Below are 17,539 nucleotides of genomic sequence, written 5' to 3' on the forward strand. Positions count from 1 at the left end.
TGGGTGTGCCGCACGGGGCACAAGTGAGTATTTCGGTGGTGTCGCAGGCTTGCGTGCTTGGCGCGCCTTACGTGCCTTACGTGCCTTACGCGCTTTACGCGTTTCCTTGTTTTGCATTCGGTATGCAGGCGTTGCCCCTGTGCGGGGCGGCACCTACTTTTCTTTGCAGCCGCAAAGAAAAGTAGGCAAAAGAAAGCGGCTCACACCGCCAGTGTGACGCCGTCCCCCACTGCCCTTATTATCGGAGCGGCTCCGGGGCATCCGTCTCCTCGCACATTCCACCTTAGTGACAAAGGACTCATACTTCCCGCCACGCGCTACGCGCAGGCGGAAGGGTCTGCAAGGGAAACCGGGCGCGCAGCCAAGCGAATACGCAGAAGTGCTGCCGTCTAATATGTTGGATTCCTACAGATACGCGCAAGCGCTTCCGCGTGAGTACATTGGAGTCCTACGAAAATCCGTGCATCCCACCGGTTTTGGTTATGCCCCACGGCGCGCGCAGCGCCGCCGGATGAATGAGCCCTTAGTCACTCCGCTATACGCCGCGTGATGACAGACGCCCCGGAGCCGCTCCGATATACAGGGCAGTGGGGGACGGCGTCACACTAGCGGTTTGAGCGGCTTTCTTTTGCCTACTTTTCTTTGCCGCGGCAAAGAAAAGTAGGTGCCGCCCCGCACAGGGGCAACGCCTGCGGCCCGCCGCGAAAACAAGTTACCGCGCCATCCGCCAGGATAACCACAAAAAAAACCGCTTCAAACGGTCCCAGCCAGATGAAACCGCGAAGCCGGATGCCAAAGCCGCACCGAAGTAGCGACATCCTTACCAACCCAGGTCCGCCGCAACAACAGCAAACAAGGCTCACCAATCTCCATAGCGAGATGCTGGCGCACGTGCGCGTCGGGCTTTTGCGCGTAAATGCGGAACTCCGCACGCTGAATGGGCGCGAGACGCACCATATAGTGATTCGGCGTTTCGACCGTGAAATCCTGCTCGAGATACTCGGGAAACACCTCGGGATTCACGTAGCGGTCCTCGTACTGGATCGGCTCGCCCTCCTCGTTGTGCACGATGCGCGAATGAAACACCGGCCCCGTGCCGAGCTCGAGCGCGGCCACAGCATTCGGATCGTCGCTAGCTTCCAGCGCGAGCACGCGCGCCGTATGACGATGCCCGCGCGCAGCAATTTCGTCGGCGATATTGCGGATCTGCAGGACCGTCGATTCGTACTGGCGCGGCGCGACATAGGTGCCCGAGCCGCGCACGCGGTTCAACACGCCTTCGGCCATGAGCTCGCGCAGCGCGCGCGAAACGGTCATGCGCGCGACGCCGAACTCCTTGACCATCTCCGTTTCGGAAGGCACGACGTCACCCGGCTTGAGTGCGCCGCTTTCGATCTGTGCGAGGACGTGGCGCTTGATTTGTTCGTATGCGGGCAGTGGCGTGCCGCGAGCCGGCTTGTTTTGCATGGTCGTCATCAGGAAATGGGCGGGCACCCTGCCCGGCTTTCGGCCTCGTACGAGCGTGACGCTCGGGTACCTCTGGTACGGCCGGTCAGGTACGGCCGGTCAGGCCCAGCCAGGTTAGGCTAGACAACCTGGGGCCGGCCACATTGTACCGTCCACAATGCGCTGTGCTGAAAGTCTTGCCCGAAGCGCCACACACGGCCCGGCGCGAGCCGGGTCCCATGCTAAGATCGACGGCTCCCAATCAACGAAACAGCGCGCGCAGTGGCGCATGAACCGGCGCATCGCAGGGGTCGCGAGACACGCACGCTGCAGGCCATTCAACTTGAACGCTCCCACCCAACTCCTGTTCCTGCCCGGCGCCTCGGGTAATCCCGCATTCTGGCAGCCGCTCGCGGACCAGCTCGAGCATCCGGCCGAGCGTCGCTTTCTCGCTTACCCGGGTTTCGGCGACGAACCCAAGGACCCCGAAGTCGAGAATTTCGAAGATCTCGTGCGCAAGGTCGTGCAGCAGATCGACAAGCCAACCGCGCTGATCGCCCAGTCGATGGGCGGTGTGCTGGCCTTGCGCGCCGCGCTGGCCAAGCCTGCCCTCGTCACGCATCTCGTGCTGGCCGCCACCTCCGGCGGCCTCGACACGCAGGCGCTCGGCGCGCACGACTGGCGCGAGGAATTCGTCGCACAAAATCCGCACTTGCCGGACTGGTTCGTGACGCTGCGCGAGGACCTCACGGGCGAGCTAGCGTATGTCCAGCAACCCGTCATGCTGCTGTGGGGCGACGCCGACCCGATCAGCCCGCTCAGCGTTGGCGAAAAGCTGCTCGAATTGCTGCCGAACTCGGAGCTCGATGTGGTGAGCAACGGCGGCCACGATCTCGCATGCGCGCATGCACGCGTACTGGCCCCGCTCGTCGACGAGTTTCTGCAGGCGGACGCCATCGCGTAGTCTTCGCACGGCAGCAACGCCCCCAGCACGCGCTCAATGTGCTCAGCGTGCTAAATGCGCTCAGTGCGCGTAGTGAAAGCCCGTCTGCTGAAACTCGAGCACGGGCGCCACGATGGCTTCCGGAATGACATGGTTGGTCAGATCGGCGGCCAGCGCATCGATCGCGAGCTTCCCGGGGTTGCTGCCCGCTGCGTGCAGTGTCTCCGCCAGCTCCCGGACGGCGTTATGGCAAGTCATGAACACCACGCCTCGCGCGAGCAGCGCGGGGATGCTGTTGTCCTGCGTCGACCAGGCGCCCGCGACGTTCCGCTGATGCGAAAATTAACCAGTAGTACGAATTTAATGTGGAGACCGCTCCGCATTAAGCTTGCAACGCCTGTCGTTCACGGCGCACGCGTGTGCGCCGCATTCTTTGGTGCGACCAGCCCGCGATGGCCCAGTCGCACCCCATGACTCCCGCTGCGCTACTTCGGCTGCGCCACCGTGCGCAGATACGGCTTGAGCGTCTTGAAGCCCTGCGGATACTTTTGCTTCGCCGCGTCGTCCGATACCGAAGTCGGGATGATCACGTCGTCGCCGGGTTCCCAGTTCACGGGCGTGGCCACCGTATGCTTCGCGGTCAACTGCAGCGAGTCGAGCAAGCGCAGCACTTCGTCGAAGTTGCGGCCCGAGCTCATCGGATAGACGAGCATGGCCTTCACCTTCTTGTCCGGCCCGACGATGAACACCGAGCGCACCGTGGCGTTGTCGACCGCCGTGCGCGGGCCGCCGCCGCTCGCGTTCGGGTGAATCATGTCGTAGAGCTTGGCGATGGTCAGGTCCGAGTCCCCGATCAGCGGATAGTTGACCGCGCTGCCCTGCGTTTCCTCGATGTCCTTGACCCACTTTTGATGGTCGCTCACCGGGTCCACGCTCAGGCCGATGATGCGCGTATTGCGCTTGTCGAACTCGGGCTTGAGCCGGGCCATGTAGCCGAGTTCCGTCGTGCAGACGGGCGTGAAATCCTTCGGATGAGAGAACAGAATGGCCCAATGATCGCCGATCCATTCGTGAAACCGGATCGTGCCTTCGGTCGTTTCAGCCGTGAAATCGGGTGCATCCTCTCCTAGACGAATCGTCATCTCCAGCCTCCATGTATGTGGTTGCACTGCAGAGTCCTTCCATTGCGTCGTACGCGGCGCACTGAATTGCTGCACGCTGTTGCATTTTAGGAAGTCCAGCGGCCAAGTTTACGATTTGTTTTTCATGCCGAATGCTTTCAACTTCCATTCAACACGAGGGCATTTGGTGTAAAAAATACTGCATAAGCACGATATTGCAGCTTGACATTCACGTTGCATAAAGCGACTATTGGCCGGTTCGATTAACGAAACTGTGTTCTTATTGCGAACACGAGATAACAAGAACGAGCCAGCCAGCAGACACACGTTGCGAGAGCAATAACAGCATGAAAAGAGACAGTCATCAGGACAACCGCGTCGACGCACCGGCGCGCGCTTCCAGCGGACGCGGCGTCGTTGCCGCTCTCGTCTACGTTTTTGAGCGGGTCATGCCGGACCCGTTCGTCCTCTCGATCTGCCTGACCGCCTTCGTCGCGGTGCTCGCGCTCGCGATCGCCCCGCAAGGCCATATTCCGACGCTGCTGAGCGCCTGGTACGAGGGCACCTTCGGCATCCTCGGCTTCGCGTTGCAGATGATCCTGATTCTCGCGACCGGATACGCCATTGCCGAAGCCCCCATCGTGCAGCGCGGCCTGCGCGCGCTCGCCGCCGGAGCCCAGACGCCCGCGCGCGCCGCGCTGCTGGTGTTCCCGGTCGTGGCCATCGCTGCGTGGCTGAACTGGGGGCTGGGCCTGATCGTCGGCGCCCTGCTCTCGCGCGAGATCGCGCGGCGCGTGAAGGTCGATTTTGCATGGCTCGTGGCCGGCAGCTACTCGGCGTGGTCGATCTGCAATAGCGGTCTCTCCAGCTCGATCGCGCTTTCCCAGGCTTCGCACGGCAACGCGCTCAATCTGGTCGAGAAAGCCACCGGCCAGGTCGTGCCGCTCTCGCAAACCGTGTTCGCGCCGTTCGTGTTCGTGCCCACGGTGCTCGTGGTGGTCGCGATGACGTTCATCTTCATCCGCATGCACCCGAAGGCCGAGGATGTCGTGCCCTTCAGCCAGGCCGCCGAGAGCGAAGACGCCGCCCCCAGCGACGACCCTCACGCGCGCGTGAGCGGCGACACCCCCACGTTCGCCACGCGGCTCGAGCAGTCGATGCTCGGCACGCTGCTGCTGCTCGTGCTGGGCGTGGGCTATCTGGCGACGGAGTGGCGCGCCAAGGGCTTCGATCTCGACATCAACACCACGATCCTGATTTTCCTGCTGATCGGACTCGCGCTGCAGCGCACGCCCATCGCCTATGCGAACGCCATCCGCCGCGCCGCGCGCCAGACCGGCTCGATGCTGCTGCAATACCCCGTGTACGGCGGCATCATGGGCATCATGAAGGGCACCGGCCTCGCCTCGATGATCGCCAAGGCCTTCGTCACGATCGCCACGGCGGCATCGCTGCCGATCTGGAGCTACCTGAGCTCGCTCATCATCACGCTGCTGGTGCCGAGCGCGGGCGGCCACTGGGCCGTGCAAGGGCCGTTCGTGCTGCCCGCCGCGCTGAGTCTGCACGCCTCGGTGCCGCGCACGGCGATGGGTGTCGCGATGGCGGAGAACGTCTCGAACATGCTGCAGCCGTTCTGGGCGGTGCCGATCGTCGCGATCGCGGGCATCCGCATCCAGCGCGTGATGGGCTATACCGCGGTGACGTTCGCGGTCTCGCTGGTCATCTACGCCGCCGCGCTCTGGCTCGTGCCCTGATTGCCCCCGGCGGCGCGGCCGCCATCGCCGAGCGCCGCCTGCGCGAATCGGCGACAATGGCAGACGACCTTGCCGGGCGCACCGCCCGGCCCCTGCGAAGGAGTCTGCCGTGACCGCAAACGTTCCGCCATCCGCAGATACCGATCCGCGCCTCGTCGAGTTCGCGCGCGAAGTCTTCGATACGGCCCGCCGCGGCGAGGCCGCGACGCTCGCGTCGCTGATCGACCAGGGCCTGCCGCCCAATCTGCGCAACGAGAAAGGCGACAGCCTCGTAATGCTGGCGAGCTATCACGGCCACGCCAATGCGGTCCGCGCCCTGATCCAGCGCGGCGCCGACCCCGACCTGCGCAACGACAACGGCCAGACGCCGCTCGCCGGCGCCGCGTTCAAGGGCTATGCCGAGGTGGTCGGCGCCTTGCTCGATAACGGTGCCGATGTGGAAGGCGCATCGCCCGACGGGCGCACCGCGCTCATGGTCGCGGCCATGTTCAACCACGTGGAGATCGTCGAGCAATTGCTGGCGCGCGGCGCCAGCCCGAATGCCCGCGACGGCGCCGGCAACACGGCGTTCGACGTCGCGAACGGCATGGGCGCCACCGACTGCGCCGCGCGTCTTGCGCGCGCGAGCGGCAAGACGATATAGGGCTAGAGCCTGTTCGCGCCAATAACCGGCGCTAACGCACACAGGCTCAAGCCCGCGCCGCGAGACAATGATTCAGCTCGCACAGGACGCATGCATGCGCCGTGAATGACGCTGCCCGCACGCTTCATTCGCGCTCCGCAGCACCCCGGCGGCCGACCGTTGCCGCCCTGGTATCAGTCCTGGTTTGCATACCACGCGCCGCCAGGCGACGCTATTCCCGTAGCCCGCGTATGCGGCACATGGTTTGCTCCGGCGAGCTTAAGCATCCCGTGATATTGTCTGGATACCGGAGTCGTAACGCGCATGTGCCCGTCAATCGAACTCTGTCACCTTCGCGAGCGTCGCCATGAGTGATGTACGCCACCATCTGAGCCCACGCGACCGTGTGGAACTGCTCTGCTGGCTCACCTGCGGGAGCCTCGGAGCGTACTACCTCAACGAAACATGGCCCAATGCGGCCTTTCACGTGCAGGCGGCGCACAAGTGGCTCGACCGCCACGCGCGCGAAGCCGACTGGCTCGCCATCGCGCGGCTCACCGCCATGGCCCAGGAAATCGCCAAGCAGCACGCATGGTTCGTCGACGCCACCTGGGCGCGCGACGCCGTCGAGGAAATCCTCGACACAGACGACCTCAACTATCAGGCCAAGCTCGTCATGCAGGTGCTGAAGGACTGCGAGCTTGCGCTCGCAGACCGTAGCTCCCCCGACTGACTTTCAGCGTCAAGACTGCGGCGCGGGCTGGGCGGCCGTGTTGGTACCCGCCGGCGCTTGCGGCGTCCAGCCATAGCCGAGCGCCTTGTACAGGCTCACGATCTCCGAGAGCCGCTGATCCTGCAATTGCGATTGCTGAATCTGTGCCGCGAACAGGCTGCGCTCGGCGTCGAGCACTTCCAGATAACTCGTATAGCCGCCCTCGTAGAGATCGCGCGCAAGGGACGTGTACTGCGTCAGCGCGTCCACCTGGCGCGTGGTGGCGCCGAGTTGATCGTTCGTGCGCGCGGCGCCAACGAGCGCGTTCTCCACATCCGCGAATGCCTGCTGAATGGTCTGCTCGTAGCTCAGCAGCGCCTCCTGGTGCGCCGCTTCCGCCGAATGCACGGAGCCTGCGATCGCGCCGCCTTCGAAGATCGGCTGCGAGATCGCACCCGCAAAGGACCATACGCGCGCAGGCCCGGTCCAGAGTCCCGAAAGCGCCGTGCTGGCCGCGCCGAACATGCCCGTGAGCGAGATCTCCGGGAAATACTGCGCACGGGCCGCGCCAATCTGGGCATTCGCCGCAATGAGCGTCTGCTCCGCCTGCTGAATGTCGGGCCGCCGCTCCAGCAACGACGACGGCAAGCCCGCCGGAATCGTGGGCACGGAGAGCTGCGAGATCGACTTGCCGCGCGGAATCGGCCCCGGGTTCTGGCCGAGCAGCAAGGAAATCGCGTCCTCCTGCTGCCCGATCTGCTGCTGGATCGAATAGAGCGACGCCTGGGCGGATTCGAATTCGGAGCGCGCCTGGCTCAGCTGCAGTTGTGACACCATCCCGCCCGCAAAACGCTCTTCGAACAGCTTGACGGTGCCGTCGCGGCTCTTGAGCGTCTCCTGCGCAATCGTCAGTTGATTGTCGAGGTCGCGCAGTTGCAGATAGCTCGTCGCCACATTGGCGATCAGCGCAATCCGCGTGGCCTGCTGCGCCGACTGGGTGCCGAGATAATCGGCGCGCGCGGCTTCCGTCAGGCGCCGCAGGCGTCCGAACAGGTCGAGCTCCCACGACGCCACGCCCTGGAGCTGCACCTGGTTGCCGACCAGCGGCGGAAAGCCGGGTGCGGGCACGCCGCGGCTGCGCGAGGCGCCGAAATTCACGCCGACCTGCGGGAACAGCCCCGAGCGCGCGACGACGTAGCGGCCGTAATACTCTTCGACACGCGCCGCGGCAATGCCGAGATCCTTGTTCTGCGCGAGCGCCTTCGTGACCAGATCGTCGAGGACGGGGTCGTTGAACTGCTTCCACCAGTCGAGCGACGTATCGACCACCTCGGCGTCGGGCGCCGCGAAGCGGTAAGTCGACGGCGTTTCCACCGCGGGCCGGTGATAGTCGGGGCCGACCGCGCAGGCCGCGAGCCAGACCGTGCTCGCAGCCAGCACGATGGGTTTCAATGCACGCTTCATGTTCGGGCTCATGGCTTCAACCCTCCTGTGCGGGAGGCGCCGCCGGCGGCGGCAATTCCGGTTCGGCTCTGGGCTTCTTGCGCGACGAGAGCGTTTCGAGGCCCCAGAAGAACATCGGAATGAAGAAGAGCGCGATCAGCGTGGCGCCGAGCATGCCGAAGATCACGCCCGTGCCGAGCGAGCGGCGGCTCGCCGCCGACGCCCCGCTCGCGATGGCGAGCGGCACGCAGCCCAGAATGAAGGCGAGCGAAGTCATGATGATCGGCCGCAGACGCAGCTTCGCGGCGTGCAGCGCCGCCTCATACGGCGACATGCCTTCCTTCTCGCGCATTTCCACGGCGAACTCGAAGATCAGAATGGCGTTCTTCGCCGCGAGCGCGATCAGCACGGTCAAGCCGATCTGGAAGTACACATCGTCTTCCATCCCGCGTATCAGAATGCCGATGAGCGCCCCGAACACCGCGAACGGCACGGCGAGCAGCACGCCGATCGGCAGCGACCACTTTTCATACTGCGCGGCCAGGATCAGGAACACCATCAGCAGTGCGAAGCCAAACACCAGGCCCGCGGTCGAGCCGGCCGTCTTTTCTTCGTAGGCCTGGCCGCTCCACGCGTAGCTGTAGCCGTCGCCGAGCACCTCCTTCGCGATCTGCTCCATCGCCGCGATCGCTTCGCCCGAGCTGTGGCCAGGCGCGGCGTCGCCGGTGATCTTGGCGGCCGGAAAGTTGTTGAAGCGGTTGACGATGTCCGCGCCGTTCACGAACTTGTAGGTCGTGACGGCCTTGATGGGCACCATGTCGCCGGAGCGGTTACGCACGTAGAGCTGCTGGATGTCGTCCGGCTGGGTGCGGTATTGCGGCTCGGCCTGCACGATCACCTGGAACAGGCGGCTGCCCTTCGGGAACTGGCTCACGTACGAGGAGCCGAACATCGTCTGCAGTGCCGAGTAGACGTCCTGCACCGCGACGCCCTGCGATTCGGCGCGCTCGCGGTCCACCTCCACGAGCAACTGCCGCGAGTTCGTGTCGATGGTCGAATTGACGCCGCGCAGCGCCGGATTCTGGCGCGCCTTCGCAATGATCTCGCGCACCTTCTGTTCGAGCTGCTGGTAGCTGCCGTCGCCGGTGCTCTGCGCCCAGAATTCGAAGCCGCCCGTGGTCCCGAGGCCCGGAATCGATGGCGGGTTCAGCGGGATCACCACGCCGTCCTTGAAGCCGGCGAACGCCTTGTTGGCGGCCGTGATGAGGTCCGCGGCCGTGCCGTCCTTGCCGCGATCGCCGAAGTCCTTGAGCGTCACGAACAACGTGCCCGCGTTGGCCTTGTACTGCGAGTCGATCAGGCTGTAGCCGATCGGCGCGGCCACGGCCTTCACGGCCGGCTGCTTGCTGAACCAGTCTTCGGCGCGCTTCGAAAGATCTCCGGTGCGGTCGAGGCTCGCGGCATCGGGCAAGATGACGGCGCCCAGCAGATAGCCCTGGTCCTCGACCGGCACGAACGAGGTCGGGATCTTCTTGAAGAGCAAGCCGGTGGCGAGGCACATTACGACGATCAGCATCACCGAGAGCATGACGCGGCGGATCACCGACTGCACCGCCGTGCCATAGCCGTTGGTGAGCCGCTCGAAGCGCTCGTTGAACCACGTGAAGAAGCGGTTCTTCCGGTGCTCGCCCGGCTTGAGCAGGATGGCGGCGAGCGCGGGCGAGAGCGTGAGCGCGCAGATGCCCGAGAGCACCACCGAAACCGCGATGGTCACGGCGAACTGCTTGTAGAGCTGCCCCGTGATGCCCGAGAGGAAGGCCACCGGAATGAACACGGCCAGCAGCACGAGCACAATGGCCACCACCGGTCCGCTCACCTCGTCCATCGCGCGCTTGGCCGCCTCCTTGGGCGGAAGCTTGAACTCGGTCATGTTGCGCTCGACGTTCTCGATCACGACGATCGCGTCGTCCACGACGATACCGATCGCCAGCACCATGCCGAACAGCGTGAGCATGTTCACCGAGAAGCCGAACGCCATCATGCCGATGAACGCGCCGATGATCGACACCGGCACCGCGAGAATCGGCACCAGCGTGGCGCGGAAGCTCTGCAGGAACACGAACACCACCAGAATCACGAGGATCACGGCGTCGCGCAGTGTCTTCACCACCTCGATGATCGACTCGTGCACGAACTCGGTCGTGTCGAGCGCGATTTCATATTTGAGGCCGGGTGGGAAGCTCTTGTTCAGCTCGTCGAGGGTCGCGCGCACCTGCTTGGACACCTGCAGCGCATTGGCGCCCGGCTGCTGGTAGACCGCGATCAGCGTGGCCGTCTTGCCGTTGTAGCGGCCGCGCATCGAGTAATCCTTGGCGCCCAGCTCGGTATGGCCGATGTCCTTGATGCGCACGATCGCCGCGTCGCCCGACTTCGCGCGCAGGATGATGTTGTCGAAATCGGCGGGCTCGGTCAGACGCCCCTTGGTCGCCACCGGGAAGGTTTGCAGCACCGGCCCGTTGGTTGGCGACTGGCCGAGGCGGCCGGCCGAAAACTGCTGGTTCTGCCCGCTGATGGCGTTCTGCACGTCGGCCACGGTGATGCCGAGCTTGGCCATGCGGTCCGGCTTGACCCACACGCGCATCGCATAGTCGGCCGAGCCGAGAATCGCCGACTGGTTCGCGCCGGGCAGGCGCTTGATCGCGTCGAGCACGTAGACGTTCGCGTAGTTCGCCACGTACTGCTGGTCGAAGGTGTTGTCCGGCGAATAGATGGCAATCACCATCATGAACGCCGACGAACGCTTCTGCACCGAGACGCCCTGCGCAGTGACCGCGTCGGGCAGTGTGGGCAGCGCAAGGTTCACGCGGTTCTGCACGTCCACCTGGGCGAGCGACGGGTCGGTGCCGATGTTGAAGTACGCGGTGAGCGTCATGTTGCCCGTCGAGGAGCTCGACGAACTCATGTACATCATGTTGTCGGCGCCGTTGACCTGCTGCTCGATCGGCGCGGCGACGTTCTGCGCGACGATGTCGGCGCTCGCGCCGGGATAGGTCGCGCTCACCGTGATCTGCGGCGGCGCGATGTCGGGAAACTGCGCGATCGGCAGATTGAACATGGCCACGAAGCCGGCCACGACAATGATGATCGACAAGACCGACGCGAAGATCGGCCGGTCGATAAAGAAGTGAGAGAACTTCATCGCTCAACCTCCCGCTGCGGGAGAGAGCGTCACGTCCACGCGGCGGGACTTTTCGGGCGGATCGGCGGCCACGATCTTCGCGGGCTTGCGCATGTCGATGCGCGCGTTCTGCACGCCCGCGACGATCAGCGCCGCGCGCACCGTCGCGGCGCGCTCGCGGGCAAGGCGCTCGTTCTGGGCGTAGGAGCCGCTCGAATCGGTATAGCCGGAAATCACGACTTGCGTAGTGGGCGACGCGCTCAGTTGCTGGGCTACCGCGGCCAGCGCCGTGGCCGATTGCGCGTCGAGGCTCGCGCTGCCCGGTGCGAAGTAAAGCGGCGTGGGGCCGGCCGCAGTCGCGGTGGGCGCCGGCGCCTGGGTCGCCGTGCCTGCGCCCGCTCCTGCGCTTGCCTTCGCGTTTGCGGTGTTTCCGCCGTTTGCCTGCCCGCCCGCGCCGTTGCCGCCGTTGCCGCCGTTGCCGCCGTTGCCGGCGCTCTCAGCGCTTGCAGCGCCGGCATCGGCTGCGGCGCTCTGGCCGCCGACATTCACGTCATCGGAGGGCGTGGCCACCAGGTTCGCCTTGACCGGCGCGCCCGGCATCAGCTTGAGCGTGTTGTCGATCACCACGTGATCGCCCGCGTGCAGCCCCGAGCTGATCACCCAGTCGTTGCCGTTCCATTCGCCCGTCTCGACCGCGCGCTGCTGCGCCTTGTCGTCCTTGTCCACGGTCCATACGTAGGCGCCGCGCGGCCCTTGCTGGACCGCGACTTGCGGCACCGCCACCGCGTTCGCGCGTTGCGCGCCCAACAGCTTGATGCGCACGAACTGCCCCGGCCGCAAGCTGCCCTTCGGGTTCGGCACTTCGGCGCGAATCAGATAGGTGCCGGTTTCTTCGCTGAGCGAAGCATCGGCAAATTTGATATGGCCACGGGCGGGAAAGACGCTGCCATCGGCCAGCACGATCACCGCCTCGAGCTCGCCGATCCCCGGCACCTTGAGCGAGCCGTTTTTGGTCTGCGTGCGCAGGCTCAGCATCTCGTTCTCGGAGAGCGAGAAGTTGATCCACATTGGATCGAGCTTCGCCACGTAGGTGAGCAGGCTGTTGCTGGCGTCGATATACGAGCCATCCTGCTTCTTCGCAAAGCTCGACAGGCCTGTGACGGGCGCCGTGATGGTGGTATAGCCGAGATTCAGGCTCGCGCTCGTGACATTCGCGCGGGCCTGTTCGAGCGCGGCGGCGGCGGCCTGCTGCTGGCCGATGGAGTCGTCGAGATCCTTCTGGCTCAGCGCGTTCTTGGCAGCCAGCGGGCGCACCCGGTTGAGGTTGGCCTGCGCCACATCGAGCCGCGCCTTCTGTTGCGCGTACTCGGCGTGCGCGGCATCCAGCGCGGCCTGGAACGGCTTGCGGTCCATCTGGAACATCACGTCCCCTTGATGGACCATCGAGCCTTCTTCGTAGATGCGCTTTTCAAGAAAGCCGTTGACGCGGGCGCGAATCTCGACCTGCTGCGAGCTTTCGGTCTGCCCCACGTAGTCGAATACCACAGGCACGTCGCGCAGCGCGACGTTGATAACGTCGACATTCACAGGTGGCCGCGCCGACGCAACAGGCGTCTTGTCATGGCACGCAGCAGCCCCAACCACCAAACCCAAGGACAAGCACAAACGTGCCATCCGATTTCCGCTTGTCATGCTTTTTCTCCGTTATCGACGATCTACGCTGGACCGACGAACTCGAGGCGAATCCGGTCACGCCGGATGTGCTGCGACGCCTGGAAGTTCGGAGCAAAATCTTACAGTGATTCCCTAAAGTGCACGATCAAGTTGGCCGGCAAACCACGCATTTTTGCCGGCCATCAATACTCGATACGTATCGCGAAATAATTACGCAGATAGTTGCATGCGCAGCAACAAATCAAAAGGATCGTATTGCAAACAGTCGAAGCCCTTCGATGGGCGGCTCGCACCACCCTATGCCCTGGCCTGGCGGCTTCGCTCGAGCCGCCTGACGGTCCCGAACTCGGCGCCCGGCAGCGTGCGGATCAGCAGTGCCATGGCTTCCGGCACGCGTGCGCGTTCGAGCTCGACATGGAGGCAGGCGAGGTCGCGACGGCGGTCGATGTCGATGGTGTGGATGCCCAATGCATGACCGAGCATCGCGTGCAGCACACTGCGCGCGAGCTGCGCGTCGCGCGTGGCGACGCGCACGATCATTTGCACGGTGACAAGGCGCGGCGCCGTGCGACGCCTGTCCATGCCGAGGCGCGGCGCAATCGGCATGGATGCCGGGGGGGAAGCGGGATGATGCGGGAGGAGCGAGGCCATGTGTGCGGTGCGCGCCGCCCCCAGGCACGACGCGCGTCTTGTTGAACATGGATCGATTCTAGGGAGCGGCATGCAAACGCCGCGTAAAGATAGGCGCGGCGCACGCTAAAAACCTGTAGCGCGCCGCGCGGCCGTATTGGGCTGTTATTTTGGCCTGTTACTTTGGCCTGCTGCTTCGGCCTGCTGCTTCGGCCTGCTGCTTCGGCCTGCTGCTTCGGCCTGCTGCTTCGGCCTGCTGCTTCGGCCTGCTGTTTTGGCCGACCACGCTGGCCTGTGAATCGGCCGGTCAAGCCCGCCTCAGTCGAGCGCCCGGCCCGCCGGTTCGCGGATCAGCGGCAAGGCCAGCAGCGAGACGACTCCGCAGCCGATCAGATACCACGCCGGGGCGAGCGGGTCGCCAAGCACTTGAATGAGCCACGTAGCGAAGAACTGCGCGAAGCCGCCGAAGATCGAGACGCCCACGCAATAGACGATGGACATGCCCGTCACGCGGATCGACTGCGGGAACAGCTCGGGCAGCATCACGATGTTGGGCACCGCGGTGAACGCGACGATGGCGCCCAGCACGGCCACCACGGCGAGCACGGCCGGCACCGTGGGCACGGCGTGGATCAGCATGAATGCCGGATAGATCACCGCGATCAGCAGCACGCGCGAGTAGCCGAGCACCCGCTTGCGGCCCAGGCGGTCGGACAGGATGCCGGCGAACGGCGAGCACGCGGCCGTGACGAGCGCGGCCACGAGCGCCGCGCTCATGCCTACCGACATCGGCAGGCCGAGGATCTTGATCGCGTAGGTGGACATGTAGAACAGCACGATATAGTTCGCCGCCGTACCGCCAATGGTCGTGACGACACCCGCGACGAGCGCCGCCCGATGACGCGAGAAGATCTCGCGCAGCGGACGCGCCGTCTCGGTGACCGGCGCGGCCATGTCCACGGCTTCGGCATGCTCGAGCGTTTCGTCGAGATGGCGGCGGATATAGACGCCCACCGGCACGACCAGCATGCCGATCACGAACGGCACGCGCCAGCCCCAGCTCTGCAGCGCCGCGGGCGTGAGCGCCGACGAGAGCGCCACGCCGAGCAGCGCGCCGCAGACCACGTTGAGCCCCTGGCTCACGAACTGCCAGCTACCGTAGAAGCCGCGCGTGCGGTCGTCGGCGTATTCGAGCAGCATCGTCGTCGAGGCGCCCACTTCGCCGCCCACCGCGAAGCCCTGCACGAGCCGCGCGAGCACGATCAGGGCAGGCGCCGCAAGGCCGATCTGCGCGTAGGTGGGTGCGAACGCAATCATCGCGGAGCCGAGCGCCATGAGCCACAGCGTGAGCGTCATGGCCGCCTTGCGGCCCGCGCGGTCGGCGAACGCGCCGATCATCACGCCACCCAGCGGCCGCACGATGAAACCCACGCCGAAGCTGCCCACCGCGAGCAGCAGTTGATTCAGCGCGCCGTGCACCGGAAAGAACAGCGCGCCGATCGTCGTCGCAAAAAAGCTGTAGACCGTGAAGTCGAAAAACTCCAGGCCGTTGCCGAGCGTGATCGCGGCGATGGCTTTCGCGCGCGATGCGCGCGTGTGGCCATGCGCGTCGGCATTCACCTGGGGTTGCAGCGGGGTGGCGTTCATCGTGGGTCTCCTACCAGGCCGGGTGCAGAGCACTGGGTCCCGTTCCATGCAAAGCGGATGTTTTGATCGAATGCGTCTCAGGCGCTGGCCATGCTCAGGCGCGCAAGAAGCGCTCGGCGAGCTTCACCCAGTACGCGGCGCCCGTCGCGAGACAATCGTCGTTGAAATCGTAACCGGGGTTGTGGACCATGCAGCCGCCTTCGCCGTCGCCATTGCCGATGATCAAATAACTGCCCGCGCACTGCTCGAGCAGGAACGAGAAGTCCTCGCTGCCGGTGAGCGGCGGGAGTTCCTCGATGAGGCCGTCTTCACCCAGCCAGTCGCGCGCGACTTCTTGCGCAAACGATGTCATGCCCGCGTCGTTCACGAGCACCGGGTAGCGGCGCTGGTAGTCGATCCGCGCGGTGGCGCCGTAAGCGCTCGCCTGCGCGTGCACGAGCGTCTTGATGCGCTCTTCGAGCAGGTCGCGCACTTCGGGGCGCAGCGCGCGCACCGAGAGCCGCATCTGCGCGGTCTGCGGAATCACGTTGGGCGCCTCGCCCGCGTGAATCGCGCCCACCGTGACGATCGCCATGTCGAGCGGCGGCACGTTGCGCGACACGATGGTCTGCAGCGCGAGCACCACGTTCGCGCACACCACCACGGGGTCGATGGCCTTGTGCGGCACTGCACCATGGCCGCCGCGCCCGTCGATGTCGATGATCACCGTGTCCGACGACGCCATGAACGGCCCCGGGCGGAAGCCGAGCTTGCCGGTGGGGAAGCCCGGCATGTTGTGCATGGCGAAGACGGCGTCGCAGGGGAAGCGCTCGAAGAGACCTTCGTCGAGCATGCGCTTGGCGCCGCCAAGGCCTTCTTCGGCGGGCTGAAAAATGAGATGGAGCGTGCCGTCGAACGAACGCGACTGCGCGAGGTGCTTGGCCGCCGCGAGCAGCATGGCCGTGTGGCCGTCGTGGCCGCACGCGTGCATCTTGCCGGGGACGCGGCTCGCGTAATCGAGCCCCGTATCTTCCTGGATGGGCAGCGCGTCCATGTCGGCGCGCAGGCCGAGGCGCTGCTTGCCCGTCCCCACCTTCAGCGTGCCCACGACGCCCGTGCCGCCCAGCCCGCGATGCACTTCGTAGCCCCATTCGGTGAGCCGCTCAGCGACGAGATCGCTCGTCACGAACTCCTCGAAACCGAGCTCCGGGTGCGCGTGGATCGCGTGGCGCAACGCGATCATTTCCTCTTCGATATCTGCGATTGCGGTGGGGATCGCCATGGTGTTCATCCGTCGTCTCCTGCGTTCAAGCCATTGATTGCATGAGGTTCAGGATAATGACGCCGTTTTGTTCCCGACAGTCCTAAAATGGTTAGCCCGCCAACCGCAGGTTCTCATCCGGGTTTCCCCTTATGAAGTTCCACCAGTTCCGGGCGCTCGTCGCCATGGCCGACACCGGCAGCATCCGCGCGGCGGCGCGCGCGCTCGGCATTTCGCCGGCGGCCGCCACCAAGGCGGTGCGCGAGCTCGAAGCGGAGCAGCAGATCGCGCTCGTGACCCGCAACGCGAACGGCATTGCGTTCACCGACGCCGGCCAGGCGCTGCTCGTGCACGCGCGGGCGATCGTGCACCAGATGTCGCGCGCCCAGGACGAGCTCGACGCGCGGCGCGGCCACGGCGGCGGCAAGCTCTCGATCGGCGTGACGCCCTGGCTCGCGCTCTCGTTCCTGCCCGACGCGGTGACGCGCTTTCGCGAGCGCATGCCCGGGATGCAACTGGAGTTTTATGAGGGACTGCTCAATATCGTGATGCCGCGCCTGCGCGACGGCACGCTCGACTTCTCGCTCGGCAAGCCCGGCCTCGCCTCGCTGCATGCCGAATTCACGCAGACTCCGATCTTCGCCACCGAATCGGCCGTGGTGGTGCGCAAGGGCCATCCGCTCGAGCACGCGCAAACGCTCAAGGATCTGCAGGACTGCGAATGGCTGCTCAACTGGGATCCGGCCAGCAAGGAGATGGTCACCGACGACGTCTTCCGCCGCCACGGCCTGCCGCTGCCGCGCACCGTCCATCTCGCGCACTCGTTCATCGTGGCCATGGGGCTCATCATGAACACCGACATGGCGAGCATCTTTCCCTGGCCGCTCGTGGAGACGCGCTTCGCGCGCGACAACCTGCGCGCCCTTGCGCTTCAGGAGGAAGTGGACCGCACCGTGGTGAGCGTGGTCGCGCGGCGCGGCGTGCCGCTCTCCGCCGCCGCCGAATGCTTTCTCACCTGCCTGAAGGAGGCGATCCGCGCGGGCGAATCCTCCCAGGACCCCGAGCGGCGCCGGCTCTATCACTCGCTCGAATTGCTGATCTGAAGCGCCCGGGCGGGCTCGCAGGCCCC

General features: G+C 65.3%; 14 protein-coding genes. 5 read left to right on the forward strand and 9 right to left on the reverse strand.

The window, feature by feature from the left end:
• Nucleotides 1-753: 753 nt before the first annotated feature.
• Complete coding sequence (hutC, locus tag E1956_RS21130; RefSeq protein ID WP_134752596.1) at nucleotides 754-1,476, reverse strand: histidine utilization repressor; 723 nt, start codon at nucleotides 1,474-1,476, stop codon at nucleotides 754-756.
• A 313-nt stretch (nucleotides 1,477-1,789) separates the two neighbouring features.
• On the opposite strand from hutC, the gene E1956_RS21135 reads away from it, so the two are divergent.
• Complete coding sequence (locus E1956_RS21135; RefSeq protein WP_134752598.1) at nucleotides 1,790-2,410, forward strand: alpha/beta fold hydrolase; 621 nt, start codon at nucleotides 1,790-1,792, stop codon at nucleotides 2,408-2,410.
• Between the two features lie 60 nt (nucleotides 2,411-2,470).
• Here E1956_RS21135 and E1956_RS21140 read toward each other — a convergent pair whose 3' ends face one another.
• Together E1956_RS21140 and E1956_RS21145 are read right to left on the reverse strand one after the other, a co-directional pair.
• Complete coding sequence (locus E1956_RS21140; RefSeq protein ID WP_197732845.1) at nucleotides 2,471-2,647, reverse strand: hypothetical protein; 177 nt, start codon at nucleotides 2,645-2,647, stop codon at nucleotides 2,471-2,473.
• Nucleotides 2,648-2,874: 227 nt separating this feature from the next.
• Complete coding sequence (locus tag E1956_RS21145) at nucleotides 2,875-3,531, reverse strand: peroxiredoxin (protein WP_134752600.1); 657 nt, start codon at nucleotides 3,529-3,531, stop codon at nucleotides 2,875-2,877.
• Between the two features lie 326 nt (nucleotides 3,532-3,857).
• Here E1956_RS21145 and E1956_RS21150 point away from each other — a divergent pair, with 326 nt between their 5' ends.
• The 3 genes from E1956_RS21150 to E1956_RS21160 all read left to right on the forward strand — a co-directional run bounded on the left by E1956_RS21150 (nucleotide 3,858) and on the right by E1956_RS21160 (nucleotide 6,619).
• Nucleotides 3,858-5,264: a TIGR00366 family protein gene (locus E1956_RS21150; RefSeq protein ID WP_134752602.1), complete on the forward strand. Its 1,407-nt coding sequence runs from the start codon at nucleotides 3,858-3,860 to the stop codon at nucleotides 5,262-5,264.
• Between the two features lie 109 nt (nucleotides 5,265-5,373).
• Nucleotides 5,374-5,907: an ankyrin repeat domain-containing protein gene (locus E1956_RS21155; RefSeq protein ID WP_134752604.1), complete on the forward strand. Its 534-nt coding sequence runs from the start codon at nucleotides 5,374-5,376 to the stop codon at nucleotides 5,905-5,907.
• Nucleotides 5,908-6,253: 346 nt separating this feature from the next.
• Nucleotides 6,254-6,619 (forward strand): hypothetical protein, encoded by a 366-nt coding sequence (locus tag E1956_RS21160; protein ID WP_134752606.1) that lies wholly within the window; start codon nucleotides 6,254-6,256, stop codon nucleotides 6,617-6,619.
• Nucleotides 6,620-6,628: 9 nt separating this feature from the next.
• On the opposite strand, the gene E1956_RS21165 is transcribed toward E1956_RS21160, so the two are convergent.
• From E1956_RS21165 to E1956_RS21190, 6 genes are all read right to left on the reverse strand, one after another.
• Nucleotides 6,629-8,074, reverse strand: coding sequence for an efflux transporter outer membrane subunit (locus E1956_RS21165; RefSeq protein ID WP_232071497.1), 1,446 nt, complete (start codon nucleotides 8,072-8,074; stop codon nucleotides 6,629-6,631).
• A gap of 4 nt (nucleotides 8,075-8,078) precedes the next feature.
• On the reverse strand, nucleotides 8,079-11,240 hold the full coding sequence (locus tag E1956_RS21170) for an efflux RND transporter permease subunit (protein ID WP_134752608.1): 3,162 nt from the start codon (nucleotides 11,238-11,240) through the stop codon (nucleotides 8,079-8,081).
• A gap of 3 nt (nucleotides 11,241-11,243) precedes the next feature.
• Nucleotides 11,244-12,806 (reverse strand): efflux RND transporter periplasmic adaptor subunit, encoded by a 1,563-nt coding sequence (locus tag E1956_RS47545; protein WP_335929951.1) that lies wholly within the window; start codon nucleotides 12,804-12,806, stop codon nucleotides 11,244-11,246.
• Between the two features lie 384 nt (nucleotides 12,807-13,190).
• A complete protein-coding gene (locus E1956_RS21180) occupies nucleotides 13,191-13,544 on the reverse strand; it encodes a hypothetical protein (protein ID WP_134752612.1) in 354 nt (117 codons plus the stop codon).
• Nucleotides 13,545-13,841: 297 nt separating this feature from the next.
• Nucleotides 13,842-15,170: an MFS transporter gene (locus E1956_RS21185; RefSeq protein WP_134752614.1), complete on the reverse strand. Its 1,329-nt coding sequence runs from the start codon at nucleotides 15,168-15,170 to the stop codon at nucleotides 13,842-13,844.
• 94 nt (nucleotides 15,171-15,264) lie between these two features.
• Complete coding sequence (locus E1956_RS21190; protein WP_134752616.1) at nucleotides 15,265-16,440, reverse strand: M20 aminoacylase family protein; 1,176 nt, start codon at nucleotides 16,438-16,440, stop codon at nucleotides 15,265-15,267.
• 122 nt (nucleotides 16,441-16,562) lie between these two features.
• On the opposite strand from E1956_RS21190, the gene E1956_RS21195 reads away from it, so the two are divergent.
• The gene (locus E1956_RS21195) at nucleotides 16,563-17,513 is read left to right on the forward strand and encodes a LysR substrate-binding domain-containing protein (RefSeq protein WP_134752618.1); all 951 of its coding nucleotides are present in this window, start codon (nucleotides 16,563-16,565) and stop codon (nucleotides 17,511-17,513) included.
• Nucleotides 17,514-17,539 lie beyond the last annotated feature (26 nt).

Source organism: Paraburkholderia pallida (assembly GCF_004524855.1).
Lineage (GTDB): Bacteria > Pseudomonadota > Gammaproteobacteria > Burkholderiales > Burkholderiaceae > Paraburkholderia > Paraburkholderia oxyphila.